The sequence below is a fragment of the Streptomyces sp. NPDC107471 genome (assembly GCF_055582845.1).
Map to the genome: position 1 here is coordinate 581,869 of NZ_JBVJPC010000001.1, position 26,174 is coordinate 608,042.

General features: G+C 69.5%; 20 protein-coding genes and 2 tRNA genes. 3 read left to right on the forward strand and 19 right to left on the reverse strand.

What is annotated here, in order from left to right:
- Nucleotides 1–10: 10 nt before the first annotated feature.
- The 11 genes from ACZ66S_RS02600 to ACZ66S_RS02650 all read right to left on the reverse strand — a co-directional run bounded on the left by ACZ66S_RS02600 (nt 11) and on the right by ACZ66S_RS02650 (nt 15,359).
- Nucleotides 11–1,981 (reverse strand): TIGR03960 family B12-binding radical SAM protein, encoded by a 1,971-nt coding sequence (locus ACZ66S_RS02600; RefSeq protein WP_469899104.1) that lies wholly within the window; start codon nt 1,979–1,981, stop codon nt 11–13.
- 76 nt (nt 1,982–2,057) lie between these two features.
- Nucleotides 2,058–3,557 carry a CYTH and CHAD domain-containing protein gene (locus ACZ66S_RS02605; RefSeq protein WP_469899105.1) on the reverse strand — a complete coding sequence of 500 codons (1,500 nt, stop codon included), beginning with the start codon at nt 3,555–3,557 and terminating at the stop codon, nt 2,058–2,060.
- Between the two features lie 64 nt (nt 3,558–3,621).
- Nucleotides 3,622–4,821: a rod shape-determining protein RodA gene (gene rodA, locus ACZ66S_RS02610; RefSeq protein WP_469899106.1), complete on the reverse strand. Its 1,200-nt coding sequence runs from the start codon at nt 4,819–4,821 to the stop codon at nt 3,622–3,624.
- A complete protein-coding gene (gene mrdA, locus ACZ66S_RS02615) occupies nt 4,818–7,073 on the reverse strand; it encodes a penicillin-binding protein 2 (protein ID WP_469899107.1) in 2,256 nt (751 codons plus the stop codon). Before mrdA ends, rodA begins: the two co-directional genes overlap by 4 nt.
- A gap of 131 nt (nt 7,074–7,204) precedes the next feature.
- A complete protein-coding gene (mreD, locus tag ACZ66S_RS02620; protein WP_469899108.1) occupies nt 7,205–7,882 on the reverse strand; it encodes a rod shape-determining protein MreD in 678 nt (225 codons plus the stop codon).
- Nucleotides 7,883–7,893: 11 nt separating this feature from the next.
- Entirely contained in the window at nt 7,894–8,841 is a 948-nt protein-coding gene (mreC, locus tag ACZ66S_RS02625; protein WP_469899109.1) for a rod shape-determining protein MreC, read from the reverse strand.
- A 115-nt stretch (nt 8,842–8,956) separates the two neighbouring features.
- Nucleotides 8,957–9,976, reverse strand: a complete 1,020-nt coding sequence (locus tag ACZ66S_RS02630; protein ID WP_004931372.1) for a rod shape-determining protein — start codon at nt 9,974–9,976, stop codon at nt 8,957–8,959.
- Between the two features lie 322 nt (nt 9,977–10,298).
- Nucleotides 10,299–10,712, reverse strand: a complete 414-nt coding sequence (ndk, locus tag ACZ66S_RS02635; protein ID WP_007382017.1) for a nucleoside-diphosphate kinase — start codon at nt 10,710–10,712, stop codon at nt 10,299–10,301.
- A gap of 64 nt (nt 10,713–10,776) precedes the next feature.
- Complete coding sequence (locus ACZ66S_RS02640; RefSeq protein ID WP_469899110.1) at nt 10,777–11,142, reverse strand: DUF4233 domain-containing protein; 366 nt, start codon at nt 11,140–11,142, stop codon at nt 10,777–10,779.
- Nucleotides 11,143–11,150: 8 nt separating this feature from the next.
- Entirely contained in the window at nt 11,151–12,635 is a 1,485-nt protein-coding gene (folC, locus tag ACZ66S_RS02645) for a bifunctional tetrahydrofolate synthase/dihydrofolate synthase (RefSeq protein WP_469899111.1), read from the reverse strand.
- Nucleotides 12,636–12,734: 99 nt separating this feature from the next.
- Nucleotides 12,735–15,359, reverse strand: coding sequence for a valine--tRNA ligase (locus ACZ66S_RS02650; RefSeq protein WP_469899112.1), 2,625 nt, complete (start codon nt 15,357–15,359; stop codon nt 12,735–12,737).
- A gap of 136 nt (nt 15,360–15,495) precedes the next feature.
- Here ACZ66S_RS02650 and ACZ66S_RS02655 point away from each other — a divergent pair, with 136 nt between their 5' ends.
- Nucleotides 15,496–16,491 (forward strand): hypothetical protein, encoded by a 996-nt coding sequence (locus tag ACZ66S_RS02655; protein ID WP_469899113.1) that lies wholly within the window; start codon nt 15,496–15,498, stop codon nt 16,489–16,491.
- A gap of 541 nt (nt 16,492–17,032) precedes the next feature.
- On the opposite strand, the gene clpX is transcribed toward ACZ66S_RS02655, so the two are convergent.
- From clpX to ACZ66S_RS02680, 5 genes are all read right to left on the reverse strand, one after another.
- A complete protein-coding gene (gene clpX / locus ACZ66S_RS02660; protein WP_053846477.1) occupies nt 17,033–18,319 on the reverse strand; it encodes an ATP-dependent Clp protease ATP-binding subunit ClpX in 1,287 nt (428 codons plus the stop codon).
- Nucleotides 18,320–18,479: 160 nt separating this feature from the next.
- Nucleotides 18,480–19,160 carry an ATP-dependent Clp protease proteolytic subunit gene (locus ACZ66S_RS02665; protein WP_020136160.1) on the reverse strand — a complete coding sequence of 227 codons (681 nt, stop codon included), beginning with the start codon at nt 19,158–19,160 and terminating at the stop codon, nt 18,480–18,482.
- Between the two features lie 70 nt (nt 19,161–19,230).
- Nucleotides 19,231–19,836 (reverse strand): ATP-dependent Clp protease proteolytic subunit, encoded by a 606-nt coding sequence (locus tag ACZ66S_RS02670; RefSeq protein ID WP_050789879.1) that lies wholly within the window; start codon nt 19,834–19,836, stop codon nt 19,231–19,233.
- A gap of 325 nt (nt 19,837–20,161) precedes the next feature.
- Complete coding sequence (gene tig, locus ACZ66S_RS02675) at nt 20,162–21,562, reverse strand: trigger factor (RefSeq protein ID WP_469899114.1); 1,401 nt, start codon at nt 21,560–21,562, stop codon at nt 20,162–20,164.
- A gap of 181 nt (nt 21,563–21,743) precedes the next feature.
- Nucleotides 21,744–21,820: transfer RNA gene (locus ACZ66S_RS02680), tRNA-Pro, on the reverse strand.
- A gap of 595 nt (nt 21,821–22,415) precedes the next feature.
- Here ACZ66S_RS02680 and ACZ66S_RS02685 point away from each other — a divergent pair.
- Nucleotides 22,416–22,486, forward strand: a tRNA-Gly gene (locus ACZ66S_RS02685).
- Between the two features lie 79 nt (nt 22,487–22,565).
- On the opposite strand, the gene ACZ66S_RS02690 is transcribed toward ACZ66S_RS02685, so the two are convergent.
- Nucleotides 22,566–22,760, reverse strand: coding sequence for a hypothetical protein (locus ACZ66S_RS02690; protein ID WP_007382026.1), 195 nt, complete (start codon nt 22,758–22,760; stop codon nt 22,566–22,568).
- Between the two features lie 365 nt (nt 22,761–23,125).
- Here ACZ66S_RS02690 and ACZ66S_RS02695 point away from each other — a divergent pair, with 365 nt between their 5' ends.
- Nucleotides 23,126–24,244 (forward strand): acyltransferase family protein, encoded by a 1,119-nt coding sequence (locus ACZ66S_RS02695; protein ID WP_469899116.1) that lies wholly within the window; start codon nt 23,126–23,128, stop codon nt 24,242–24,244.
- Here the strand turns inward: ACZ66S_RS02695 and ACZ66S_RS02700 are convergent.
- Both ACZ66S_RS02700 and ACZ66S_RS02705 read right to left on the reverse strand, forming a co-directional pair.
- Entirely contained in the window at nt 24,241–24,702 is a 462-nt protein-coding gene (locus ACZ66S_RS02700; protein ID WP_469899117.1) for an HD domain-containing protein, read from the reverse strand. The genes ACZ66S_RS02695 and ACZ66S_RS02700 overlap by 4 nt on opposite strands.
- Before the next feature lie 229 nt (nt 24,703–24,931).
- Complete coding sequence (locus ACZ66S_RS02705) at nt 24,932–26,113, reverse strand: SpoIIE family protein phosphatase (RefSeq protein WP_469899118.1); 1,182 nt, start codon at nt 26,111–26,113, stop codon at nt 24,932–24,934.
- Between the last annotated feature and the right edge of the window lie 61 nt (nt 26,114–26,174).

The window sequence follows — 26,174 nt, forward strand, 5'->3', positions numbered from 1 at the left end:
CCCCGCAGCCTCAGTGCGAGTGCCCGCTCCCCGCCGGTGCCGGTGTCGCGTTCTTGACCGTCAGCGGCAGCAGCTTCTTCCCGGTGGGTCCGATCTGGATGTGGGTGTCCATCTGCGGGCACACCCCGCAGTCGAAGCACGGTGTCCAGCGGCAGTCCTCGACCTCCGTCTCGTCGAGGGCGTCCTGCCAGTCCTCCCAGAGCCAGTCCTTGTCGAGGCCGGAGTCCAGGTGGTCCCAGGGGAGGACCTCCTCGTACGTCTTCTCGCGGGTCGTGTACCAGTCGACGTCCACGCCGAACGCGGGCAGCGTCTTGTCGGCGCAGGCCATCCAGCGGTCGTAGGAGAAGTGCTCGCGCCAGCCGTCGAAGCGGCCGCCGTCCTCGTAGACGGCGCGGATCACGGCGCCGATGCGGCGGTCGCCGCGGGAGAGGAGGCCCTCGACGATGCCGGGCTTGCCGTCGTGGTAGCGGAAGCCGATGGAGCGGCCGTACTTCTTGTCGCCGCGGATCTTGTCGCGGAGCTTCTGCAGGCGGGCGTCGGTCTCCTCGGCGGAGAGCTGCGGGGCCCACTGGAAGGGGGTGTGGGGCTTGGGGACGAAGCCGCCGATCGACACCGTGCAGCGGATGTCGTTCTGGCCGGAGACCTTGCGGCCCTCGGCGATCACCTTCGTCGCCATGTCGGCGATCTGGAGGACGTCCTCGTCGGTCTCGGTGGGCAGGCCGCACATGAAGTACAGCTTCACCTGGCGCCAGCCGTTGCCGTACGCGGTGGAGACCGTGCGGATCAGGTCCTCTTCCGAGACCATCTTGTTGATGACCTTGCGCATGCGCTCGGAGCCGCCCTCGGGGGCGAAGGTCAGGCCGGACCTGCGGCCGTTCCTGGTGAGCTCGTTGGCCAGGTCGACGTTGAAGGCGTCCACGCGGGTGGAGGGGAGGGACAGGCCGATCTTGTCCTCCTCGTACCGGTCCGCCAGGCCCTTCGCGATGTCGCCGATCTCGGAGTGGTCAGCCGAGGACAGGGACAGCAGCCCCACCTCCTCGAAGCCCGTCGCCTTCAGGCCCTTCTCCACCATGTCGCCGATGCCCGTGATGGAGCGCTCGCGCACCGGGCGGGTGATCATGCCGGCCTGGCAGAAGCGGCAGCCGCGGGTGCAGCCGCGGAAGATCTCCACGGACATGCGCTCGTGGACCGTCTCCGCAAGCGGTACGAGGGGCTGCTTCGGGTACGGCCACTCGTCCAGGTCCATGACGGTGTGCTTGGCCACACGCCACGGGACCCCCGACTTGTTGGGGACCACGCGGGCGATACGGCCGTCGGGGAGGTACTCGACGTCGTAGAAGGCGGGGATGTAGACGGAACCCGTCTTCGCCAGGCGGAAGAGGACCTCCTCGCGGCCACCCGGCCGGCCCTCCGCCTTCCACTCCCGGATGATCTTCGTCATGTCCAGCACGGCCTGCTCGCCGTCGCCGATGATCGCCGCGTCGATGAAGTCCGCGATCGGCTCGGGGTTGAACGCCGCGTGGCCGCCGGCCAGGACGATCGGGTCGTCCAGTCCCCGGTCCTTCGACTCCAGCGGGATGCCCGCCAGGTCGAGGGCGGTCAGCATGTTGGTGTAGCCCAGCTCCGTGGAGAAGGACAGGCCGAACACGTCGAAGGCGCCCACCGGACGGTGGCTGTCCACCGTGAACTGCGGGACCCGGTGCTCGCGCATCAGCGCCTCCAGGTCCGGCCACACGCTGTAGGTGCGCTCGGCGAGGACGCCCTCCTGCTCGTTCAGGACCTCGTAGAGGATCATGACGCCCTGGTTGGGCAGGCCGACCTCGTAGGCGTCCGGGTACATCAGTGCCCAGCGGACGTCGCAGGACTCCCACGGCTTGACGGTGGAGTTGAGCTCACCGCCGACGTACTGGATCGGCTTCTGCACATGCGGGAGCAGAGCTTCGAGCTGCGGGAACACCGACGCGGCGGTTTCGGCTGACATCTCGCACTTCCATGGACGGACAGGGGTGACCATCTAGCGTAACGCGGCCGCGGCCACCCCCCGTACGCCCGGAGGGTCACAGGGCGTCCGCGGCCCCCCTGATCCCGTCCCAGAACCCGGGCAGCTCCGCCTCCACCGCCGCCGCCCGCTGCTCCTCACGCCCGTACAGCAGCCCGTACGTGAAGGCGCTCTCCCCCGCCGCGTGGGCGACCGCGGACAGCTCGCGCAGGGTCTGCCGGGCCATCACGCCGTCCTGGTGCTCCCCCAGCAGGTTCTGGAGCGCCTTCATGGACTTGACCATGGTCTTGGCCGGCTTGCCGAGGGCCGGGCGGGCCGCCTCGGCCGCGTAGCGGGTGCGCTTGGTCTTCTTGCGGGCCTCGTGCATCGCCTTGTCCCGGTCGGTGCCGGGTTCCAGGTCCAGCGCCTGGCCGACGAGCCCGGCGACCTTGCGGAAGTCCTTCCGCACGGCCTTGGCGATCACCTTGTGCGGCTTCTTCCCGGCCGCGTCGAGCAGCGGCGGGTCCGCGATCAGCGCGTCCAGGGCGTCGAGCAGGGCGAGGTGGCGCCGGGAGTCCAGCACTCCGACCAGCCGCGCGCTCGCCCCGCCGGGCCGCTCCCCCGCCCAGGTGCCCAGACGCTCGGCCACGGGCCCCGAGACCAGCGCCCCGGGCACCTCGTCGAGGGCGGCCGACAGGCGCTCGCTGAGCACCTCGCGGTCCCGGTCCACGCCCAGCTCGCCGGCCAGCCACTTCAGCTCGTCGCCGATCGGGTCCGTGACGTCCCGGTCCAGGACCTTGCCGTACGACTTGAAGGTGCTGCGCAGCCTGCGGGTGGCGACACGCATGCTGTGCACGGAGTCCTCGACGTCCTGGCGGACGGCCGGGTCGAGGGCGACGATCGCGTCCCGCTGGGCGCGGACGTACGCGAGGACGTGGTCGCCGGCGGTCACCGGGTCGCCGCCGGCCGGGCGCTTCTTCCTCGGTGCGGTCTCCGCGAGGGCCCGGGCCAGTTTCGAGGCGGACCCGGAGGGCCGTACGCCCGCCTTGCGCAGGCGTTTCTCCACCTTGTCGAGGAAGGCCGGGTCGCCGCCGTCGGCGAGTTCCACCTCGATCTCGGTCCACTGGGCGTCGCCGACGCCGCCGCTGAGCCGTTCGGCGTGCACGGCGTCCACGCTGACCTCGGCGAGCAACCGCCCGTCCGCCCCGAGGAGATGGCGCACATCGCGGTTCGAACGCAGCCGGACCACGGGCACCAGCTCGACGCCCCGGGCGCGGGAGCGGACCAGTGCGGCGAGTTCGTCGGGAAGGGTGTCGGACAGGGGTGCCCGGATCTCGTCGCGCACGCCCTCGGAGACGGGGAGCTTCAGGTGCCAGCCCGCGTCCGACCCACCGGTTCGGCGGCGCAGGGTGACCGAGGACGCCACGAGGCGTTCGTCCGGGGTGTCGTAGTAGACGGCGTCCAGATGCGCGACGCCCTTGTCGACGACGGCCTCGACCCCGGCGACTCCGGTCAGGTCGGGCAGGCCGCTGTCGTCGGACTCATACTTGCGTTCGATCTCCCGCTTTGTGTCCGCCATGATTCGAATCTAATGGTCAGGCACCGGTTCCGGCAGAGGGCCACGGCCACCCGGCCCAGCCCGGTCACGCCGACATCGGCCGCTGCACCTTGATCGACTGCAGCAGCCCTATGGCCACCCACACCGCGAACATCGACGATCCGCCGTACGACACGAACGGCAGCGGCAGACCGGTGACCGGCATGATCCCGAGGGTCATGCCGATGTTCTCGAAGGACTGGAAGGCGAACCAGGCGACGATCCCGGCGGCCACGATCGTGCCGTACAGCTCGGTCGTCTCGCGGGCGATCCGGCAGGCCCGCCACAGCACCACGCCGAGCAGGACGATGATCAGGCCCGCGCCGACGAAGCCCAGTTCCTCACCGGCGACGGTGAAGACGAAGTCGGTCTGCTGCTCGGGGACGAACTGGCCGGTGGTCTGCGAGCCGTGGAAGAGGCCCGCGCCCGTCAGGCCGCCCGAACCGATCGCGATCCGCGCCTGGTTGGTGTTGTAGCCGACGCCCGCCGGGTCGAGGCTGGGGTTGGCGAAGGCGGCGAAGCGGGCGATCTGGTACTCGTCCAGCACCCCGAGCTGCCACACCGCGAGCGCGCCGGCCGTCCCCGCGCCGAGCAGTCCGAAGACCCAGCGGTTGGAGGCGCCGGAGGCGAGCAGCACACCGAGCACGATGATGACCATGACCATGACCGACCCGAGGTCGGGCATGAGCATCACGATCAGCATCGGTACGGCGGCGAGGCCCAGGGCCTGGAGCACGGTGCGGTGGTCGGGGTAGGGCTTGTCGCCGGCGTCGACCCGGGCCGCGAGCAGCATCGCCATGCCGAGGATGATCGTGATCTTCACGAACTCCGAGGGCTGGAGCGAGAAGCCGCCGCCGAGCACGATCCAGGAGTGGGCGCCGTTGACCGTGGAGCCCAGCGGGGTGAGCACCAGCAGGATCAGGAACACCGAGGCGCCGTACAGCAGGGGCACGGCGGTGCGCAGGGTGCGGTGGCCGACCCACACGGTGCCGATCATCAGGGCGAACCCGATGCCGGTGTTCATGACGTGCCGGATCAGGAAGTAGTACGGGTCGCCCTGGTTGATCTCGGTGCGGTTGCGGGTCGCCGAGAAGACCAGGATCGAGCCGATCATGGACAGGGCGAGCGCCGAGAACAGTATCGGCCAGTCCAGCCGGCGGGCGAGCGAGTCGCGGGCCAGCAGCCGGGTCCAGCCCGCGCGTGCGGGGCCGTACCCGGAGACCTGGAAGCTGTTCGCCCCGGTCATGTGAGCATCCTCCGGCTTCCCCTCCTGCGGTGCCGCCTGCGGGTGTCGCGGTTCCCGCCGGTCGACGTGTTCACGGTCGCGCCCTGCTGCGTCTCGTCCGGCTCGGGCGCGCCCTCCTGGCTCGCCCGCTGGTCCTTGGCCGGGTCCTTGGCGACCTTCGGGGACTTGATGGTCCCGTCCGTGCGGACCTTCGGCAGGCTCTTCTGCGGGGTCGGCAGCAGGGCGTTCTTCTTGTCGATGGTGCCGTCGTCGGAGACGCCGTACAGCGCGTCGTAGATGTTGCGGACGGCGGGGCCCGAGGCACCGGAGCCCGTACCACCCTGGGAGATCGTCATGACGACCGTGTAGTCCTTGGTGTACGTGGCGAACCAGGACGTCGTCTGCTTGCCGTAGACCTCGGCCGTACCGGTCTTGGCGTGCATCGGGATCTTGTCCTGCGGCCAGCCGACCTGGGCGAAGCGCCAGGCGGCGGTACCGCGGGTGGCGACGCCCGCGAGGGCCTCGTCCATCTTGCTGAGCGTGGTACGGCTTATCGGCAGCCTGCCGTGCGAGGTGGGCTTGATCTCGTCGACCTTCTTGCCGTCGGCGCTGACGACGGCCTTGCCGACCGTCGGGTTGTACAGGGTGCCGCCGTTGGAGATGGCCGCGTAGATCGTGGCCATCTGGATCGGGGTGACGAGGGTGTCGCCCTGGCCGATGGAGTAGTTGATCTCGTCACCGGCGCGCATCTTGTTGCCTTCGAGGCAGTTCTCGTACGCGATCTTCTCGACGTAACTGCCGTCCTTCTTGCCGGTCTTGCACCAGCCGTCCTTGTTGGCGTTCCAGTAGGACTGCTTCCACTGGCGGTCGGGGACGCGGCCGGTGACCTCGTTGGGCAGGTCGATGCCGGTCTCCTTGCCGAGGCCGAACTGGTGGGCGGCCTTGAAGAAGTAGTCCTTGGGCTCGCCCTTCTTCGGGTTGATCCCGCCGTCCCGCTGCCACTCCTTGTGGGCGAGGCCGTAGAAGACGGTGTCGCAGGAGACCTCCAGGGCCCGGCCGAGCGAGATGGGGCCGAAGTTCTCCGACTCGAAGTTCTTGAAGACCTGACCGCCCACCGAGTACGAGCTCGTGCACGGGTAGCGGCCGTCGAAGTCGTAGCCGGCCTCCACGGCGGCGGCCGTGGAGATCACCTTGAAGGTGGAGCCGGGCGCGGACTGACCCTGTATGGCCCTGTTCAGCAGCGGGTAGTTGGACTTCTTGCCGGTGAGCCTCGCGTAGTCCTTGGCGGAGATGCCGCCCACCCAGGCGTTCGGGTCGTAGGTCGGGTTGGACGCCATCGCGACGATGCGGCCGGTCTTGGCCTCCATGACGACGACGGCGCCCGAGTCGGCCTTGTAGTTCTCGCCGGTGTTGTCGTCGAACTGCTTGCGGGCTTCCTTCATCGCGTCGTTCAGTTCGTACTCCGCGACACGCTGGACGCGGGCGTCGATGCTGGTGACGAGGTTGGCGCCGGGCTGGGCCTCGTCGGCCTCGGCCTGGCCGATGACCCGGCCGAGGTTGTCGACCTCGTAGCGGGTCACGCCGGCCTTGCCGCGCAGCTCCTTGTCGTACTCGCGCTCCAGACCCGAGCGGCCGACCTGGTCGGAGCGCAGGTAGGGCGAGTCGGTGTCCTGGGCCTTGGTGATCTCGTCGTCGGTGACCGGGGAGAGGTATCCGAGGACCTGGGCGGCGTTGGACTTGCCGGGGGCGGCGTAGCGGCGCACGGCCTCCGGCTCGGCGGTGATGCCGGGGAAGTCCTCGGCGCGCTCGCGGATCTGCAGGGCCTGCTTGGCGGTGGCCTCGTCGGTGATGGGGATGGGCTGGTACGGCGAGCCGTTCCAGCAGGGCTGGGGGGTCTTCGCGTCGCAGAGCCGGACCTTGAGCATGACGTCCTTGGCGGACATGCCGAGGACCTTGGCCAGCTTGGTGAGGACGGCCTTGCCGTCGTCCTTCATCTTCAGCAGGTCGGTGCGGGAGGCGGAGACCACCAGGCGGGTCTCGTTGTCCGCCAGGGCCACTCCGCGGGCGTCCAGGATCGAGCCGCGCACGGCGGGCTCGACGACCTGCTGGACGTGGTTCCCGGAGGCTTCCTTGGCGTACGCGTCGCCCTCGCGGATCTGCAGGTACCAGAGGCGGCCGCCGAGGGTGCCGAGGAGGGACAGCACGAGGATCTGGATGACGACGAGTCGGATCTGGACCCGTGGGGTCCGTCCGGTCTCGGGGATGTTGGTCACTGCGGTTGCCGCCCCCTCTCAGTGCGCCGACGTGTGTGCGCGTACGAATGATGAACGGCTGACCTGTGAAGCCGCGTTCCGCCCCGGCGAACCCGTTCGAGTGAACTCCGCTGCCCTGAACTCCGAGGCCCTCACAGCCGCTTGACCCCCTTGATGCGCCCTACCCGCGCCGTACGTGTCCGGGCCTTCGTCTTCAGGCTCCCGAGTCCGCCCCGCTGACCGCCGATCTTCAGACCGGTGCCCGAGGAGAGCCAGCCGGAGGAGATGTCGGCCGACTTGGCCGCCGAACCGGTCTCGGCCAGCGGGTCGTTCTCGGCACGGCGGGCGAGCGCCATGATGCCGGGGACGACGAACGGGGCGAGCAGCAGGTCGTACAGGGCGGCGGTGAACAGCAGGCTGGGCAGGCCCACATGGCGGGCGGCGGTGTCGCCGACGAGGGCGCCGACACCGGCGTACAGCAGGGTGGTGCCGACGGCCGCGGCGACCACGACGACCATGGGGCCGGTGGCCGACTTGAGCCGGCCGTTCTCCGGCTTGGCCAGGCCCGCGAGGTAGCCGATGACGCACAGCACCAGGGCGTAGCGGCCGGCCGCGTGGTCGGCGGGCGGGGCGAGGTCGGCGAGGAGGCCGGCGGCGAAGCCGACGAGGGCGCCGCCGACATGGCCGTAGACCAGGGCCAGGCCGAGGACGGTCAGGAGCAGCAGGTCGGGGACGGCGCCCGGGAGGTGGAGGCGGGCGAGGACGCTCACCTGGATCACCAGGGCGACCACGATCAGGGCGGAGGACAGCAGGATCCGGTTGACGCGCATGACTACAGCTCCTACTGCTCTTGCTGGATCTCGCCGTCGACCGGCGCATTGGCGGACGGGGTGACGGTGACCGTCACGGTCGGCGTGGGCGTCGGCTTCGGTTTGGCGGGCAGCACCGTGTCGCGCGGGTCCTTCTTCGGGGCCTCGACGACGACGCCGACGATGTCGAGCTTGGTGAAGCTGACGTACGGCGTGACGTACAGGGTGCGGGTGAGGTCGCCGCCGGAGGGGTCGACGCGGGCGACCACGCCGACCGGGACGCCGGGCACGAACGGCTTGTCGGCCTGCGAGCCGAAGGTGACCAGGCGGTCGCCCTTCTTCACCTCGGCCTTGCCGTTGAGGAGTTCGACGCGCAGCGGGCGGTCGCCCTGCCCGGAGGCGAAGCCGAGCTCGTCGCCGGCCTCCATGCGGGTGCCGACGGTGAAGTCGGGGTCGTTGGCGAGCAGCACGGTGGCGGTGTTCGGGCCGACGGTGGTGACCCGTCCGACCAGTCCGTCGCCGTTGAGGACGGTCATGTCGCGCCGGATGCCGTCGTCGGCGCCGACGTCGATGGTGATGGTCCAGGAGAAGCCCTGGGCCGCTCCTATGGCGATCACCTGGGCGCCCTTGATGCCGTACTGCCCCGCGCCGGCGATCTTCAGCATCTTGTCGAGCTGCTTGAGGCGGCTGGTGTTGCGGTCGTCGCTGCCGAGCCGCGCCTTGAGGGCGGCGTTCTCCTTCTCCAGCGTGGCGAGCCGGTCGTGCCGCTCGCCGGAGTCGCGGATGGCGGAGACGGCGTTGCCGACCGGGTCGACCGCGGAGGACACCCCGTCCTCGATGGGGCCGAACACGGCGGCCGCACCTTGGCGGGCACCGTCGACCGGCGAGTCCTCCCCGCCGCGGATGTCCACCGTGATCAGCGCGAACGCGACGGCGATCAGCAGCACCAGGAGCAGCCGGCTCTCTCGTGTGTCCCTCACGTGCGGCGGCCGTGCCCTTCTTATTGGAGTGGCGTTTGTGGGAGCTTATGCCTCTATATCAACGATCCGCCGTACGAGAGGAGATCATCTCGTACGGCGGAATCGAAGAGTTACGTCATCTGCGCGGCTGGGCGTCCAGCACCTGCTGGAGCGCCTCGAATTCTTCGACGCACTTCCCGGAGCCGAGCGCCACGCTGTCCAGCGGGTCCTCGGCGATGTGGATCGGCATGCCGGTCTCCCGGCGCAGCCGCTCGTCGAGCCCGCGCAGCAGGGCGCCACCGCCGGTGAGGACGATGCCGCGGTCCATGATGTCGCCGGAGAGCTCCGGCGGGCACTTGTCGAGGGTCGTCTTGACCGCGTCGACGATGGCGTTGACCGGCTCCTCGATCGCCTTGCGGACCTCGGCGGCCGAGATGACGACCGTCTTGGGCAGTCCGGACACGAGGTCCCGGCCACGGATTTCGGTGTGTTCGTCAGCGTCCAGGTCGTACGCCGAACCGATCGTGATCTTGATCTGTTCGGCGGTCCGCTCACCCAGAAGGAGGGAGTACTCCTTCTTGATGTGCTGGATGATCGCGTTGTCCAGTTCGTCGCCCGCGACACGGATGGACTGGGCGGTGACGATGCCGCCGAGCGAGATGACCGCGACCTCCGTGGTGCCGCCGCCGATGTCCACCACCATGTTGCCCGTGGCCTCGTGGACCGGCAGGCCGGAGCCGATGGCGGCCGCCATGGGCTCCTCGATGATGTGCACCTGGCGGGCGCCGGCCTGGGACGACGCCTCGATGACGGCACGGCGCTCGACGCCGGTGATGCCCGAGGGGACACACACGACGACGCGCGGCCGCGCGAGATACCGACGCTTGTGGATCTTCAGGATGAAGTAGCGCAGCATCCGCTCGGTGATCTCGAAGTCGGCGATCACGCCGTCCTTCAGCGGCCGCACGGCAACGATGTTGCCGGGGGTCCGCCCGATCATCTTCTTCGCTTCGGCGCCGACAGCCAGGATTCCACCGGTGTTCGTGTTGATCGCGACGACGGACGGCTCGTTGAGTACGATCCCGCGACCCCTGACGTACACCAGCGTGTTGGCGGTCCCGAGGTCGACAGCCATGTCACGGCCGATGAACGACATTGAGTTCCCCATCAGGATTCGTCTGGCCTTCCTGGGAGCTTTTGAGGGCTTTTCAGGTCGGCGAAGTGGGTGCTGTGACGTGAAGGCTTCCATCGTAGACGCGCCTGCACGAACACTGCGCGAGGGTCTTCGCCATTGTCAGCAGATCAGACACCGCCTCGCTTGTGGAGACGGTCCATAAGGGCCACTCGTTCCCCCGATCGGCACGCATATGCCGAGGGACGGCCGAAAAAGTACGGCCGCCCCAGGTCAGACGGGAGTGCGAGCTGACGCGCCCTCAGAAATTGCCACGAAACCTACGCACGTGACGTACGCAGGTGACCTATGCGCGGCCGGGGAAGAAGATCTTCACCTCGCGCTCGGCGGACTCCTCCGAGTCGGACGCGTGGATGAGGTTCTCGCGGACGATGACACCGAAGTCCCCCCGGATGGAGCCGGGAGCCGCGGCGATCGGGTCGGTGGGACCCGCCAGTTGGCGTACGCCCTCGATGACCCGCTCGCCCTCGACGATCAGCGCCACGACCGGACCGGAGGCCATGAACTCCACCAGCGGCTCGTAGAAGGGCTTGCCCTTGTGCTCGCCGTAGTGCTGCTCCAGCGTGTCCTGGTCCAGGGTGCGCAGCTCCAGCGCGGTGATCTGCCAGCCTGCCTTGCGCTCGATACGGCTGATGATCTCGCCGGTCAGGCCACGACGGACGGCGTCGGGCTTGAGGAGGACGAGGGTGCGCTGGCTCACGAGGGGCTCCTAACCTGCTGACATGTGCGGTGGGACGAGATTACAGGGCGTGTCGGTCCGCTCGTCACACAGCGTCAGGTGTAGTGGGGCCGGCCTGGGCGGTCTGGGCGGCGAACCTCGCCTTCGCCTCGTCGATCTTGCGGCCGTAGTGCACCGACGCCCACCACAGGGCCGCGAAGACCGCGCCCATGAAGAACATGGTCGGCACCACGAAACCGGAGGCGATCAGGGCGATCTGCAGCGCCCAGCCGAAGGCGATGCCGCCGGGCCGGGTCACCACCCCGCACAGGGCGAGGCACAGGAACATGGCGATGCCGCTGACCGTCCACACCGTGGAGGTCGCGAGGTCGGGGTCCTTCATCGCGACCAGTGCGGCGAAGCCGATGACGAAGAACTCGCCGATCAGGGTGGATGCACAGAGCGTACGCATGGCGCGGCTCAGCCCCTTCCGAGCAGCAGCCGGGCCTCGCCGACCGTGATGACCGACCCGGTGACGAGCACCCCGCCACCCGTGAACTCGCCGTCCTCCTCGGCCAGCGTGATCGCCTCCTCCAGGGCGTCCGGCAGCCGCGGCTCGACCTGCACGCGCTCCTCGCCGAACACCTCGACGGCGATCGCGGCGAGCTCGTCGGCGTCCATCGCGCGGTGGCTGGAGTTCTGGGTGATCACGACCTCGGCGAAGATCGGCTCGAAGGCCTCCAGGAGCCCCCGCACGTTCTTGTCGCCGCTCGCGCCGACCACGCCGATCAGCCGGCTGAAGTCGAAGGCCTCACCGACCGCCTCGGCGGTGGCGCGGGCACCCGCCGGGTTGTGGGCGGCGTCCAGGACGACGGTCGGGGAACGCCGTACGACCTCGAGGCGGCCCGGGGAGGAGACGGCGGCGAAGGCCTTGCGCACGGTGTCGATGTCGAGGGGGTCGGGGCGCTGGGCACCCACCCCGAAGAACGCCTCCACGGCGGCGAGCGCCACGGCCGCGTTGTGCGCCTGGTACGGGCCGTGCAGCGGCAGGTACACCTCGTCGTACTCACCGCCGAGGCCGCGCAGGGTCAGGAGCTGGCCGCCGACGGCGACCTGCCGGGAGACGACCCCGAACTCCAGGCCCTCGCGGGCGACGGTCGCGTCGACCTCGACGGCCTTCTTCAGCAGGACCTGCGCCGCGTCGACCGGCTGCTGGGCCAGCACGACGGTCGCGCCCTGCTTGATGATCCCGGCCTTCTCGACGGCGATCTCCCCGGGGGTCTCCCCCAGCCGGTCGGTGTGGTCCAGGTCGATGGGGGTGACGACGGCGACATCGCCGTCGATGACGTTGGTGGCGTCCCAGGAGCCGCCCATGCCGACCTCGACGACGGCCACGTCGACGGGCGCGTCCGCGAAGGCGGCGTACGCCATGCCGGTCAGCACCTCGAAGAAGGACAGCCGGTACTCCTGCTGCCCGTCGACCATGTCGACGTACGGCTTGACGTCCTCGTACGTCTCGATGAACCGCTCGGCCGAGATCGGGGCGCCGTCCAGGCTGATGCGCTCGGTGACCGACTGCACGTGAGGGCTGGTGTAGCGGCCCGTGCGCAGCTCGAAGGCGCCGAGGAGGGCCTCGATCATGCGGGCCGTGGAGGTCTTGCCGTTCGTCCCCGTGATGTGGATCGAGGGGTACGACCGCTGCGGCTCGCCCAGCACGTCCATCAGCGCGGCGATCCGGCTGACCGAGGGCTCCAGCTTGGTCTCGCCCCAGCGGGTGGCGAGCTCCGCCTCGACCTCGCGCAGAGCCTTGTCGACCTCGGGGTCCTCGGGGCGGGCGGGCACGTCTGCCTCCGGCGGGCCGCCCTGGGTGCGCAGGGTGCGGCTGCCGGCCTCGATGACCGCGAGGTCGGGGTCACGGTCGGTCTCGGCGGCGACGATCTCGTCGAAGGGGTCGGTCTCACTCACGGGGCCCAGTCTACGGAGGCCGACCGACACAGTGCCCACGGAGTGGGGTGGCAGCCGCGGGGCCCCGGAGTCCGACGGACTCCGGGGCCCCGGTGAGCCTTATGCCTCGGGCAGGCGGTCCAGTTGCTCCTGGATCCGCTTGATGTCCTCGTCCGCCTTCGCCAGGCGGCCGCGGATCTTGTCCACGACGTTGTCCGGGGCCTTCGCGAGGAACGCCTCGTTGCCCAGCTTGGCGTTGGCCTGGGCCTTCTCCTTCTCGGCCGCGGCCAGGTCCTTCGCGAGGCGCTTGCGCTCGGCCGCCACGTCGATCGTGCCGGAGAGGTCGAGCGCGACCGTGGCACCGGCGACCGGGAGGGTCGCCGTGGCCGCGAAGGTCTCACCCTCCGGCTGAAGGCGCAGGAGCTGGCGGATGGCGGCTTCGTGGGGGGTTAGGGCGGTGCCGGTGAGGTCCAGGCGGGCCGGGACCTTCTGGCCGTCCTTGAGGCCCTGGTCCTTGCGGAACCGGCGGACCTCGGTGACCACCCGCTGGACCAGCTCGATCTCCAGCTCGGCGTCCTTGTCGCGGAAGCCGCTGTCCGCCGGCCACTCTCCGATGACCAGGGACTCGCCGCCGGTCAGGGTGGTCCACAGGGCGTCCGTGACGAACGGGATGACCGGGTGCAGCAGTCGCAGCGTGACGTCGAGCACCTCGCCGAGGACCCGGCCGGAGACCCTGGCCTGCTCACCACCCGCGAAGAACGTCGTCTTCGACAGCTCGACGTACCAGTCGAAGACCTCGTCCCACGCGAAGTGGTAGAGCGCGTCGGCGAGTTTGGCGAACTGGTAGTCGTCGTAGTACGCGTCGACCTGGGCGACCGTGGTGTTGAGCCGGGAGAGGATCCAGCGGTCCGTCGCCGACATCTCGGAGGCGTCCGGCAGCGGGCCCTCGACCGTGGCGCCGTTCATCAGGGCGAAGCGGGTGGCGTTCCAGAGCTTGTTGGTGAAGTTCCGGGAGGCCTTGACCCAGTCCTCGCCGATCGGCACGTCCGCGCCCGGGTTGGCGCCGTTGGCGAGGGTGAAGCGGACGGCGTCGGAGCCGTAGGCGTCCATCCAGACCAGCGGGTCCACCGCGTTGGGGTTCGACTTCGACATCTTCTTGCCGAACTCGTCACGGACCAGGCCGGTCAGCGCGATGGTGTGGAAGGGGGCCTGGCCGTCCATGGCGTAGAGGCCGAACATCATCATCCGGGCGACCCAGAAGAAGATGATGTCGTGGCCGGTCAGCAGGACGTCGGTCGGATAGAACTTCCGCAGGTCCTCGGTCTGTTCGGGCCAGCCGAGCGTGGAGAAGGGCCACAGACCGGAGGAGAACCAGGTGTCCAGGACGTCGGAGTCCTGGGTCCAGCCCTCGCCGGTGGGCGGCTCCTCGTCCGGTCCGACGCAGACCACCTCGCCGTCGGGGCCGTACCAGATCGGGATGCGGTGGCCCCACCAGAGCTGACGCGAGATGCACCAGTCGTGCATGTTGTCGACCCAGTCGAAATAGCGCTTCGACATGTCCTCGGGGTGGATCTTGACGCGACCGTCGCGGACCGCGTCACCGGCGGCCTTGGCGAGCGGACCGACCTTGACCCACCACTGCATGGACAGACGCGGCTCGACCGTGGTCTTGCAGCGCGAGCAGTGACCGACGGAGTGCATGTACGGGCGCTTCTCGGCGACGATCCGGCCCTGCTCCTTGAGGGCGCCGACGACGGCCGAGCGGGCCTCGAAGCGGTCCAGGCCGATGAAGGGGCCGTGGACGGTGATGACACCGTGCTCGTCCATGATCGTCAGGGACGGCAGGTCGTGGCGGCGGCCGATCTCGAAGTCGTTCGGGTCGTGCGCCGGGGTCACCTTGACCGCTCCGGTGCCGAACTCGGGGTCGACGTGGGTGTCGGCGACGACCGGGATGGTGCGGTCGGTCAGCGGGAGCTTGATCTGCTTGCCGATGAGGTGCTTGTACCGCTCATCGTCGGGGTGGACGGCGACGGCCGTGTCACCGAGCATCGTCTCCGCGCGCGTGGTCGCGACGACGAGGCTGTCCTCGCCCTCGCCGTAGCGAATGGAGACCAACTCGCCCGCGTCCTCCTGGTACTCCACCTCGATGTCGGAGATGGCCGTCAGACAGCGGGGGCACCAGTTGATGATGCGCTCGGCGCGATAGATCAGCTCGTCCTCGTAGAGCCGCTTGAAGATGGTGAGGACGGCCTTGGACAGGCCCTCGTCCATCGTGAAGCGCTCACGGCTCCAGTCGACCCCGTCGCCCAGGCGCCGCATCTGGCCGAGGATCTTGCCGCCGTACTCCTCCTTCCACTGCCAGACGCGCTCGACGAACTCCTCGCGGCCCAGGTCGTGGCGGGACTTGCCCTCCTCGGCGAGCTGCTGCTCGACCTTGTTCTGGGTGGCGATGCCGGCGTGGTCCATGCCGGGCAGCCACAGGGCCTCGTAGCCCTGCATGCGCTTGCGGCGGGTGAGGGCGTCCATGAGCGTGTGCTGGAAGGCGTGGCCCAGGTGGAGCGAACCGGTGACGTTCGGCGGCGGGATGACGATGGTGTACGGCGGCTTGTCGCTCTTCGCGTCGGCGGCGAAGTAACCGCGCTCCACCCAGCGCTCGTACAGCGTCCCCTCTACCTCGGCCGGCGCGTACTGGGTCGGCAGTTCGGTGCTGGGCGCTGTGGGCTGCTGCTGAGCGTTCTCGGTCACGGGGTCAGTTTAGGGGTGTCCCGGGCATGTCCCGAAACGCGTTTGTTCTGTAACGGTGGGGGCCCCGATGCGGTGCGCCGCCCGCGCCTGGGCCAGGATGTCGGGAACACATAAGCATCTGGAGGGGAACCCAGAGATGAGTCACAACCAGCCGGGCCCGTACGGGCAGCCCCAGCAGCCCGGGCAGCCGCCGCAGCCCGGGCCGTACGGCCAGCCGGGCCCCTACGGCCAGCCCCCGCAGGCCCCGCAGGCGCCCCAGCCCGGCTACGGCTACCCCCAGCAGCCCGGGCAGCAGCCCCAGCAGCCGGGGTACGGCTACCCCCAGCAGCCGCCTCAGCCGGGCTACGGCTACCCGCAGCAGGGCGGGGTGCCGCCGCAGGCCCCGCCGCCGTACGGCCAGCAGCAGCCGTACGGCCAGGCGCCCTACGGGGTTCCCCAGCCCCCGCCGCCCGCCGGCGGCAACGGCAAGAAGGTCGGCATCATCATCGCCGCGGTGGCGGTCGTCGCGGCGATCGCGGTGGGCGCGTACCTGGTGATCGGCGGGAGCGGGAGCGGCGGCGGCTCGGACATCGCGGACGACGGCGCGCACACGCTCACCACGCCCGCCACGGTCCTCACGGATTACAAGAAGTCCGCCGGCGCGGGCGGCGACGGCTTCAGCGCGGACGACGTCAAGGACGCCGAGAAGCACGGCGTGAAGAACGCCAAGGACGTGAGCGCGACCTACCAGTCCGGCGACGCGACCAACTACCTCGCCATGAAGATGGTCAACTTCATGGGCGTCTACGGCGACATCGACGATCCCGAGAAGGTCGTCGACGCGATGTTCGCCGAGATGAAGAAGAGCGCCGCCGAGGACTCCGACGGCGAGGCCGTCGGCAGCCCGAAGGCGTACACGCCGGCCGGTCTCGACGGCGCGGTGCTCAAGTGCCAGGAGACGAAGATCAAGGACAGCTCGGGCTCCGGTCCGAGCTCGATCAGCATGCCGGTGTGCATCTGGGGCGACCACAGCACGCTCGGCGTGGTCATCCCGGTCGACATGGCGGACGCCATGGCCGGCAAGGCGGCGGACCTCTCGAACGCGGCGGACATGACTGCCAAGCTCCGCAAGGAAGTTCGCGTCAAGGCCTGACACGCGCTACTGATCGGCGGCGAGGCACCGCACCCGCGAGCGCCTCGCCGCCTCAGCGGTTCAACGCTCAGGCAAACTTGCAGGCGATGGTCGCGTGGTCCGTAGTGACACCGATGACGACGAGATCGCTTATGCAGACCGGATTCGGTCCCACAGGGAGATGCCTGATGCTGCAGGCCGCCCGCACCTTGACGCCGACCGTATAGCCCCGGTGCTTCAAGAAGGTTATGCAGTCACTCTGGTCCGCGCTTGCCGGTGCAGCCGCTGCAATGGGTACAACTCCGGCCGCGACAACCACACTTGCCGCAGCCAGGAGTCTCTTGGCCCCTAGTAGTCTCACGCCATTCCTCCCGATTTCTTTCCACCGGAAACGCCAGGCAGGCGCCCGATGGTGGTCGGGTCGACTTGATCAAGTGCACGAACCGTCCGCAAGAACTCGGCAGGGACCTGACCTGTTCGCGTGGCGTGATTGGCCAGAACGCAAGACGAAGTGCTCGGCACCTGATTCAGGTACCGAGCACTTCACATGTGCGGGAGACCGCTACGCCGTCTTCTGCTCGCCCGAACCCCGGCCGCGGGCATCCCTCGGGATCAGGGTCGGGTTGACGTTGGAGTGGACGACGTCCGCGGTGATGACGACTCGGGCCACGTCCTTGCGGGACGGGATCTCGTACATGACGCCCTGGAGGACCTCTTCCATGATGGCGCGCAGGCCGCGCGCGCCGGTCTGGCGGAGGATGGCCTGGTCGGCGATGGCCTCCAGCGCCTCGCGCTCGAAGTCCAGCTCCACGCCGTCGAGTTCGAAGAGGCGCTGGTACTGCTTCACCAGCGCGTTGCGCGGCTCGACCAGGATCTGGAGGAGGGCCTCACGGTCCAGGTTGTGGACCGAGGTGATCACGGGCAGGCGGCCGATGAACTCGGGGATCATGCCGAACTTGACCAGGTCCTCGGGCATGACGTCCTCGAACTGGTCCTTCGCCTCCAGCTCCCGCTTCGAGCGGATCGTCGCCCCGAAGCCGATGCCCTTGGCGCCCGCCCGGGACTCGATGAGCTTCTCCAGACCCGCGAAGGCACCGCCAACGATGAACAGGACGTTCGTCGTGTCGATCTGGATGAACTCCTGGTGCGGGTGCTTGCGTCCGCCCTGCGGCGGCACGGAGGCCGTGGTGCCCTCCAGGATCTTCAGGAGCGCCTGCTGCACACCCTCGCCGCTCACGTCCCGCGTGATCGACGGGTTTTCACTCTTCCGCGCGACCTTGTCGATCTCGTCGATGTAGATGATCCCGGTCTCGGCCTTCTTGACGTCGTAGTCGGCCGCCTGGATCAGCTTGAGCAGGATGTTCTCGACGTCCTCGCCGACGTAGCCCGCCTCGGTGAGCGCGGTCGCGTCGGCGATCGCGAACGGGACGTTCAGCATGCGGGCGAGGGTCTGGGCGAGGAGCGTCTTGCCGGAGCCCGTGGGGCCCAGCAGGAGGATGTTGGACTTCGCCAACTCGATCGCGTCGTCACGGCCGTTGCCGCCGCCGTTCTCGCCGGCCTGGACGCGCTTGTAGTGGTTGTACACCGCCACGGAGAGGGCCTTCTTGGCCGCCTCCTGGCCCACCACGTAGCCCTCCAGGAACTCGTAGATCTCGCGGGGCTTGGGGAGTTCCTCCCAGCGCACCTCGCTCGTCTCGGCGAGCTCCTCCTCGATGATCTCGTTGCAGAGGTCGATGCACTCGTCGCAGATGTACACACCAGGCCCTGCGATGAGCTTCTTGACCTGCTTCTGGCTCTTGCCGCAGAACGAGCACTTGAGCAGATCGCCGCCGTCACCGATGCGTGCCACGGTGTGCTTCCCCTTCGCCTGGGAGACGCCTAGGTCCAGCGGCTCCTGGTGCTGCCTTATGTCCGACGGTACCTTGCCGGGCCCCCCGTTCGGGCCCCCCTTGGCAGGGTTCACTTTGACGTGCGCTGTACCAAGGGGCGGCATATCCTACGGGTCCGCGTCAGCGGACGGCGGCGTTGTTCATCTTCCGGGTGGAGATGATCTGGTCGATCAGGCCGTACGCCAGGGCGTCGTCGGCCGTGAGGATCTTGTCGCGCTCGATGTCCTCGCGGATCTTCTCGATCGGCGTGGTGGAGTGCTTGGCCAGCAGGTCCTCGAGCTGCGCGCGCATCCGGAGGATCTCGTTGGCGGCGATCTCCAGGTCGGAGACCTGACCGCGGCCGGTCTCGCTGTAGGGCTGGTGGATCAGCACCCGCGCGTTGGGCAGCGCCATGCGCTTGCCGGGCGTACCGGCGGCCAGCAGGATCGCGGCGGCGGAGGCCGCCTGACCCATGCAGACCGTCTGGATGTCCGGCTTCACGAACTGCATGGTGTCGTAGATCGCGGTGAGCGCCGTGAAGGAGCCGCCGGGGCTGTTGATGTAGACCGAGATGTCCCGGTCGGGGTCCATCGACTCCAGGCACAGCAACTGCGCCATGACGTCGTTGGCGGAGGCGTCGTCGATCTGCACGCCGAGGAAGATCACGCGCTCCTCGAAGAGCTTCGCGTACGGGTCGTACTCGCGGATGCCCTGCGAGGTGCGCTCGACGAAGCGCGGGATCACATAGCGGGACTCGGCGCGCGGGCCGGTGTACTCGGCCTCGGTGCGGGCGTAGAGGCCGCTGCCGGGGAAGTCGTTCACTGTCTGTCTCCTAGGGGCTTGGGCGGTCGGCTGAGGGGCTGTGCGGGGGTGTGGTGGCCCCGCATGGGGCTCAGGCCCCGGTGCCGCCGCCGCCCGGCATGCCGGCGGCCGTGGCGATCACGTCGTCGATGAGGCCGTACTCCTTGGCCTCGTGGGCGTCGAACCAGCGGTCGCGGTCCGAGTCGCGGGTGATCTGCTCGATGGTCTGGCCGGTGTGCTGCGAGGTGAGCTCGGCCATGCGCTTCTTGGTGTGCAGCAGCCGCTCGGCGTGGATCTTGATGTCCGAGGCCGAACCGGCGAGGCCGGCGGACGGCTGGTGGATCAGGATCTCGGCGTTGGGCAGCGCGAAGCGCTTGCCCGGGGTGCCCGCGCTGAGCAGGAACTGGCCCATGGAGGCCGCGAGGCCCATGGCGATGGTCACCACGTCGTTCTTGATGTACTGCATGGTGTCGTAGATCGCCATGCCCGCGGTGATCGATCCGCCGGGGCTGTTGATGTAGAGGTAGATGTCCTTTTCCGGGTCAGCGGCAAGGAGCAGAAGCTGTGCGGTGATCTTGTTGGCGATGTCGTCGTCGACCGCCTGGCCGAGGAAGATGATCCGCTCGCCGAGCAGCCGGTTGTAGACCTGGTCACCGAGGCCACCACCGATGGAGGGGTCGCCGGCGGCGGAGGGCATCAGATTCGTCACGTATCCACCTGCTCGTCTTACGACGGCGCCGGGCCGTCTCACGTGTTCCCGTCCGGGGGCTGGGCAGTCTGCGCAACTTCCCTGCCCTAGTACTCATGGACCCTAACGCGCTGGTCCCCTTGGGGAATCCCGGTAAGGGGGGTGTTCGCCGGGGGCGTAGCGCCGTGGTATCGCCGGGTCGTGGCCGGGCGCACGCGATCCGCGCCCGCCGCGCGCCCGCCCGCGCTCCGGTCCGGTTCCGCGGCCGGGTGCCGGAAGGGCCCCGGAGACCTGGTCTCCGGGGCCCTTCCTACGACGTGGAGGTGCCGTGGGCTCAGCCCTCGGTCTTCTCCTCGGCCTCGGCCGGGGTCTCCTCGGAGGAGGCCGAGGCGTCTGCCGCGGGGGCCGCGGCCGTCTCGTCCTCGTCGTCGTCCAGGTCGACGACCTCGCCGTTGGTGTCCTTGACCGTGGCGGCCTCGACCACGACGGCCAGGGCCTTGCCGCGGGCGACCTCGCCGACGAGGAGCGGAACCTGGCCGCCCTCGACGACCGCCTGGGCGAACTGGTCGGGGGACATGCCGGAGGAAGCCGCGCGGCGCATGAGGTGCTCGGTGAGCTCCTCCTGGTTGACGTTCAGCTTCTCGCGCTTGACGAGCTCGTCGAGGACGAACTGGGTCTTGATGCCCTTGACCGCGGCGTCCTTGGTCTCGGTGTCGAACTCCTCGGCGGTCTTGCCCTGGATCTCGAGGTACTTCTCGAGGTCGAGGCCCATCTGGCCGAGCTGGTGGTGCTCCAGGTTGTGCTTGCGGGTGTTGATCTCGTCCTCGAGGAGCTTCTCGGGGACGGGCACCTCGACGAGCTCCAGGAGCTTCTCCAGGACGCGCTCCTGGGCCTGGGTGGCCTGGTCGTACTGCTTCATGTTCTCGAGGCGCTTGCGGCTGTCCGCCCGCAGCTCCTCCAGGGTGTCGAACTCGGAGGCGAGCTGCGCGAACTCGTCGTCCAGCTCGGGCAGTTCGCGGGCGGCGACCTGGGTGACCTTGACGGTGACCTCGGCCTCCTTGCCGGCCGCGGAGCCGCCCTTGAGCTCGGAGGTGAAGGTGGCCTCGCCACCGGCCTCCAGGCCCTTCACGGCGTCGTCGATGCCGTCCAGCAGCTCGCCGGAGCCGATGGTGTAGGAGACGCCGCTCGCGACGCCGTCCTCCAGCACCTCGCCGTCGACCTTGGCCTCCAGGTCGATCGTCACGACGTCGCCGTCCTCGGCGGCGCGCTCGACCGGGGACGTCGAGGCGAAGCGCTCACGGAGCTGCTCGACCGACTTCTCGATGTCCTCGTCGGTGACCTCGACGGCGTCGACCTCGACCTCGATGCCGGAGTAGTCCGGGATCTCGATGGTCGGGCGGACGTCGACCTCCGCGGTGAAGTTCAGCGTCTCGCCGTCCTTCAGCTCGGTGATGTCGACCTCGGGCTGGCCGAGGACGTCGATCTCGGCCTCGTTGACCGCCTCGGTGTAGAACTTCGGAAGCGCGTCGTTGACGGCCTCCTCCAGCACCGCACCGCGGCCGAACCGCTGGTCGATGACGCGGGCCGGGATCTTGCCCTTCCGGAAGCCCTTCACCGTGACCTGCTGGTTGATCTTCTTGTACGCCGCGTCGAGGCTGTCCTTGAGCTCCTCGAAGGGCACCTCGATGCTGAGCCGAACCCGAGTCGGGTTCAGGGTCTCCACGGCGCTCTTCACGGTTCGGTCTCCTTGTGGCTGACTTCTCGGATTCTGCCGGGGCCAGAACGGCTCCGGCGGATAGCCGCCCGGAGGACTTCTAGTAGGAGAGACACACGGGCGTGCAGCTTGCATAGTAACGGCAGCGGCGACACGCCCCAAAGGCGATCACGGACTCGGGCGCGCGTGCTGATCGCGCAGGTGGTCGGGGTGGCGGGATTTGAACCCACGGCCTTCCGCTCCCAAAGCGGACGCGCTACCAAGCTGCGCCACACCCCGTCTGGTGCGACACGTAGGGTACATGCCCGCAGGCTGCGGGGTTGCCCCATTTCACGAGCCCCGACCCACAGCGCCCCGGCGTACGCCCGCGCCCCCACCCCTCGGCGCCGGCGGGGCTCGAGTCCGGCTCGATCGACGGGCGCGTCGCGCACCACCGAGCCCGGACCGCGCCGGGCCCTGCCTCGGAGGCCGGGTGCACGCTCCGCCGAAGACCGCCCCTCGGGAGCGCCCCCGCGACCGGCCGCTCGCCTCCGGGACCGCGGGCACCCGACCGGCGCCCCGCTTCACACGTCCCCGCCGGTGAGCCCTCTTCGGCCCGGCGGCGGGCCGCACCCGGACTTCAGGCGCCCGACAGCTCGGGCGAGCGCGGCAGCGGGTCGTACCCGAGACGGACCCCGTGTTGGGCAGTCGCGGACACCCGTCCGGCGTTCGGATGCGCGGAACGTACGGGGGCCGGGCGGAGGCCCGCACGCGCCCCCGGGATCCACCGCGAGCCCTCTCCGGGCGCCGCGCGGCGGAAGGGGTGTGCGACGAGGGGTGACGACCCGGTACGATGCTTGCGTGCCGTCGGTCAGCGGACCGCGGCGCGTCCTGTGCGGGCGTAGCTCAATGGTAGAGCCCTAGTCTTCCAAACTAGCTACGCGGGTTCGATTCCCGTCGCCCGCTCCGATGAAGGCCTCCGGCCCGGTCCCCCAGGGGATCGGGCCGGAGGTCTTCTGGCGTGTGCGCCTGCCCGTGTCCGGGGCTAGAACTGGATCGAGTTGATGGTCTCCGCTATCGAGTCCAGGAAGCGTTGGATGTCGTCGGCCATGCCGGTGGAGGCGAGGAAGAAGCCGAAGAGCACCGCGACTATGGCGGGGCCGGCCTTGATGGAGCCTCCCCGCATCAACACCACCAGGATGATCCCCAACAGCAGCACCACTGACAGCGAAATGGCCACAACTGATCACACCCTCGGTCGGTCCCGCTCTCCCGGCCCGGGGACGCGACCCCGCGACCCCCGCCAGAACCATCGTGCCACCAACGCGGCCCGCATATGCGGCCGGTGACGCAACGTTTGGCCATGCCGATACACGCGCGGCACCCCCTGGCCGGTTCCTTTCGGTCCGCGGTCACCGCGTCCGCACATTCCGTCCGCAGGGAACGCGAAGCACCGACACAGGTGTGCGAGGGGTGTGGTTGTGTGGCTTTTCAGGGTGATTAATCCTGACAATGCAGGCCTGTTGAAGACGGCTCAGAAGTGAACAATCAGCAACGAGGCAGCCGGTTTTACGGAAACACACAGCCGGGACTAGGGTGCCTCAGATGTTTTCAGCCGCCGCCGACGCAGTCCCCCGTCCGCGCCCGCCGCAGGACCCGCCGCCGCCCAAGCAGCGTGACGCCTTCTTCGACAACGCCAAGTACCTGGCGATCGTCCTGGTGGCGGTCGCGCACTCCTGGGAGCCGCTCAAGGGCGACAGCCGGATCCTGGAGGGCGTGTACGCGGTGGTGTACTCGTTCCACATGCCGGCGTTCATCCTCATCTCCGGGTTCTTCTCGCGCAGTTTCGACATGCGCCCGGACCGGCTGCAGCGGCTCGTCACCGGCGTCGCTGTGCCGTACATCGTCTTCGAGACGGCGTACTCCCTCTTCAAGCGCTACGCCGACCACGACCCCGGCATGGAGATCAGCCTCCTGGACCCGTGGTTCCTGACCTGGTTCCTGGTGGCGCTGTTCGTCTGGCGGCTGACCACGCCGATCTGGAGGCTGGTGCGGTGGCCGCTGCCGCTCGCGCTCGGCATCGCCATGCTGGCGTCCGTCACCCCGGACATCGGTGACGACCTGGACCTCCAGCGGGTGCTGCAGTTCCTGCCGTACTTCGTGCTGGGCCTGGTCATGCGGCCCGAGCACTTCCGGATGGTGCGCCGGCGCTCGATGCGGATCGCGGCGGTGCCGGTGTTCGCGGCCGCGCTCGCGGTCGGCTGGTGGGCGGTGCCGCGCATGAACACCGAGTGGTTCTACCACCGCAACGCCGTCCAGGAGATGGGCGCGCCCTGGTGGACGGGGCCCGTCATGGTGCTGGCCATGTTCGGCGGTTCGCTGCTGCTGACGGCCTGTTTCTTCGCCTGGGTGCCGGGGCGGCGGACGTGGTTCACCACGCTCGGCGCGGGCACGCTGTACGGCTACCTGCTGCACGGCTTCCTGATCAAGGGCGCCGGTTTCGCGGGCTGGTTCGACCACGCCTGGCTGCACGGGCCGGCCGGTGAGCTCTTCGTGAGCGCCTTGGCCGCGGTCGCCGTCACCCTGCTGTGCACCGCGCCGGTGCGCCGGGTCTTCCGGTGCGTGATGGAGCCCGACATGGACTGGGCGTTCAGGAAGGACGCTCCCGACGTGGCCCGGGCGCGCGAACAGCGGACGGCTCCCCGCGAGACGGCCGGCGTCTAGACGGACCCGCCGCCGCCCAGACCGAGAAGCGCGCGCATCCCCGCGTACTTCTCGGTCAGTCGTCTCCGCGTCGCCTCGTCGAGGACGGCGAGGCGCTCCGGGTCCGCGTTGTGCGCCAGGTCGGCCTCCTTCACCAGCAGCGCGCCCGGCGTCGCCAGGATGCGCCCGGCGTACGCCTCGGGCGGCTCCCCGGCCCGCTTGGTGACGGCGCGCACGATGTCCTTCGTACGGCGGCTGAGCGCGGCCTCGTCGAGCCACCGCTCGGTGAGCGCGTCGTCCTCGACGGAGTCGTGCAGCCAGGCCGCCGCGATCTGGTCGTCGTCGCCGCCGCGCGCGCGTACGCCCTCGGCGACGGCCCGCAGGTGTTCGGCGTAGGGGTGGCCGGCCTTGTCGGTCTGGCCCTCGTGTGCGGCGCGGGCGAGGGCCTCGACCTCGGCCAGGGTCAACTCGTCGGTCATGCCCCCAGTGTGTCGCGCCACAGCGGCGCGCGGGCTGGGAGGCCCGCGGTGTAGGTGACGGGCGGCAGGGGGTGAGTCGATGCCGCGGAGGGCGGACGGCGGAGTTGCCCTCACCCCGGCCGGCCGGCAGGACGTGTCCCTTCGGTCCGTTGTCGTCCCCTCGGACGTGCGGATCACAGGGCGGCCGGCGGATCCGACCGGGGTGAAACCCTCCGGCCGCAGCGGACGGCTAGTGCGGTGCGGCCTGGGCCGTCGGACCCTCGCGGCAGATCAGCAGCAGCGCCCGGTCGTCGTTGACGTCCTTCGCGACCGCCTCGATCAGGTGCCAGGCGGCGCCGTGGAAACCGCCGGCCACATACCGGTCGGCCTCCCCCGTCAGCCGGTCGATGCCCTCGACTATGTCGCGGTCGGACGTCTCCACCAGACCGTCGGTGAAGAGCATCAGGACGTCACCGGGCCGCAGCGAGCCCTTCACGGGGTCGAACTGGGCACCGTCGTAGACGCCGAGGAGCGGGCCCTCCGCGGCCTTCTCCTCCCAGCGGCCGCTGCCGGAGCTGAGCTGGAGGCCCGGCGGATGGCCGGCCGAGTAGAGCTCGTAGTCCCCGGAGTCCAGGTCCAGGACCAGGTGGATGGAGGTCGCGAAGCCCTCGTCCCAGTCCTGGCGGAGCAGGTAGCCGTTCGCGGCGGGCAGGAAGGCGTGCGGGGGCAGCGAGCCGAGCAGGCCGCCGAACGCCCCCGACAGCAGCAGGGCGCGCGACCCCGCGTCCATGCCCTTGCCGGAGACGTCCGTCAGGACGACCTCCAGGGTCCGGCCGCCGTTCGTGCGGGCCGCGACCACGAAGTCACCGGAGAAGGACTGCCCGCCCGCGGGGCGCAGCGCCATCTCCCGGTGCCAGCCGTGCGGCAGGTGCGGCAGCTTGCTCTGGACCCGGATGCGTTCGCGCAGGTCGAACAGCATGGTGCCGCCGCGCCGCCAGGGCACTCCGACCCGGCTGCGGAACTGGGCGATCAGCAGGCCGAAGAACCCGCAGGCGGCCACGACCAGGACCACGCCCGGGGTGACCCGGGACGGTCCCTCGGTGTACGGGCCCAGCCGGACCGACTCCACGATCAGCGCGGTCGCCGCGGCCGCGTACAGGCCGAGCAGGCTCGCCGGGCGCAGCAGCAGACCGCCGGCGACGATCGGGAGGACCAGCGCGGCCGGTGAGCACCACACCGAGTTCATCAACGTCACGGCCGCGATCACCGGGACGGTCATGAGCAGGCCCGCCAGCGCGACCCAGTCCGAGCCGTCGCCGCGGAAGTAGTCCACGGCGCTTCTGCGCAGGCCGACGCGGACCCGGTGCCACTGCATCCTCAACCGGGCCGTGAACGTCTCGGCTTCCGCGCGCCGCTCTCGTCCTGCTGCCATTAGTTCGGGACCTTATCCGTCGAACCCCCTGCTTGGCACAGGAGGTACGACTTGTCCCCCG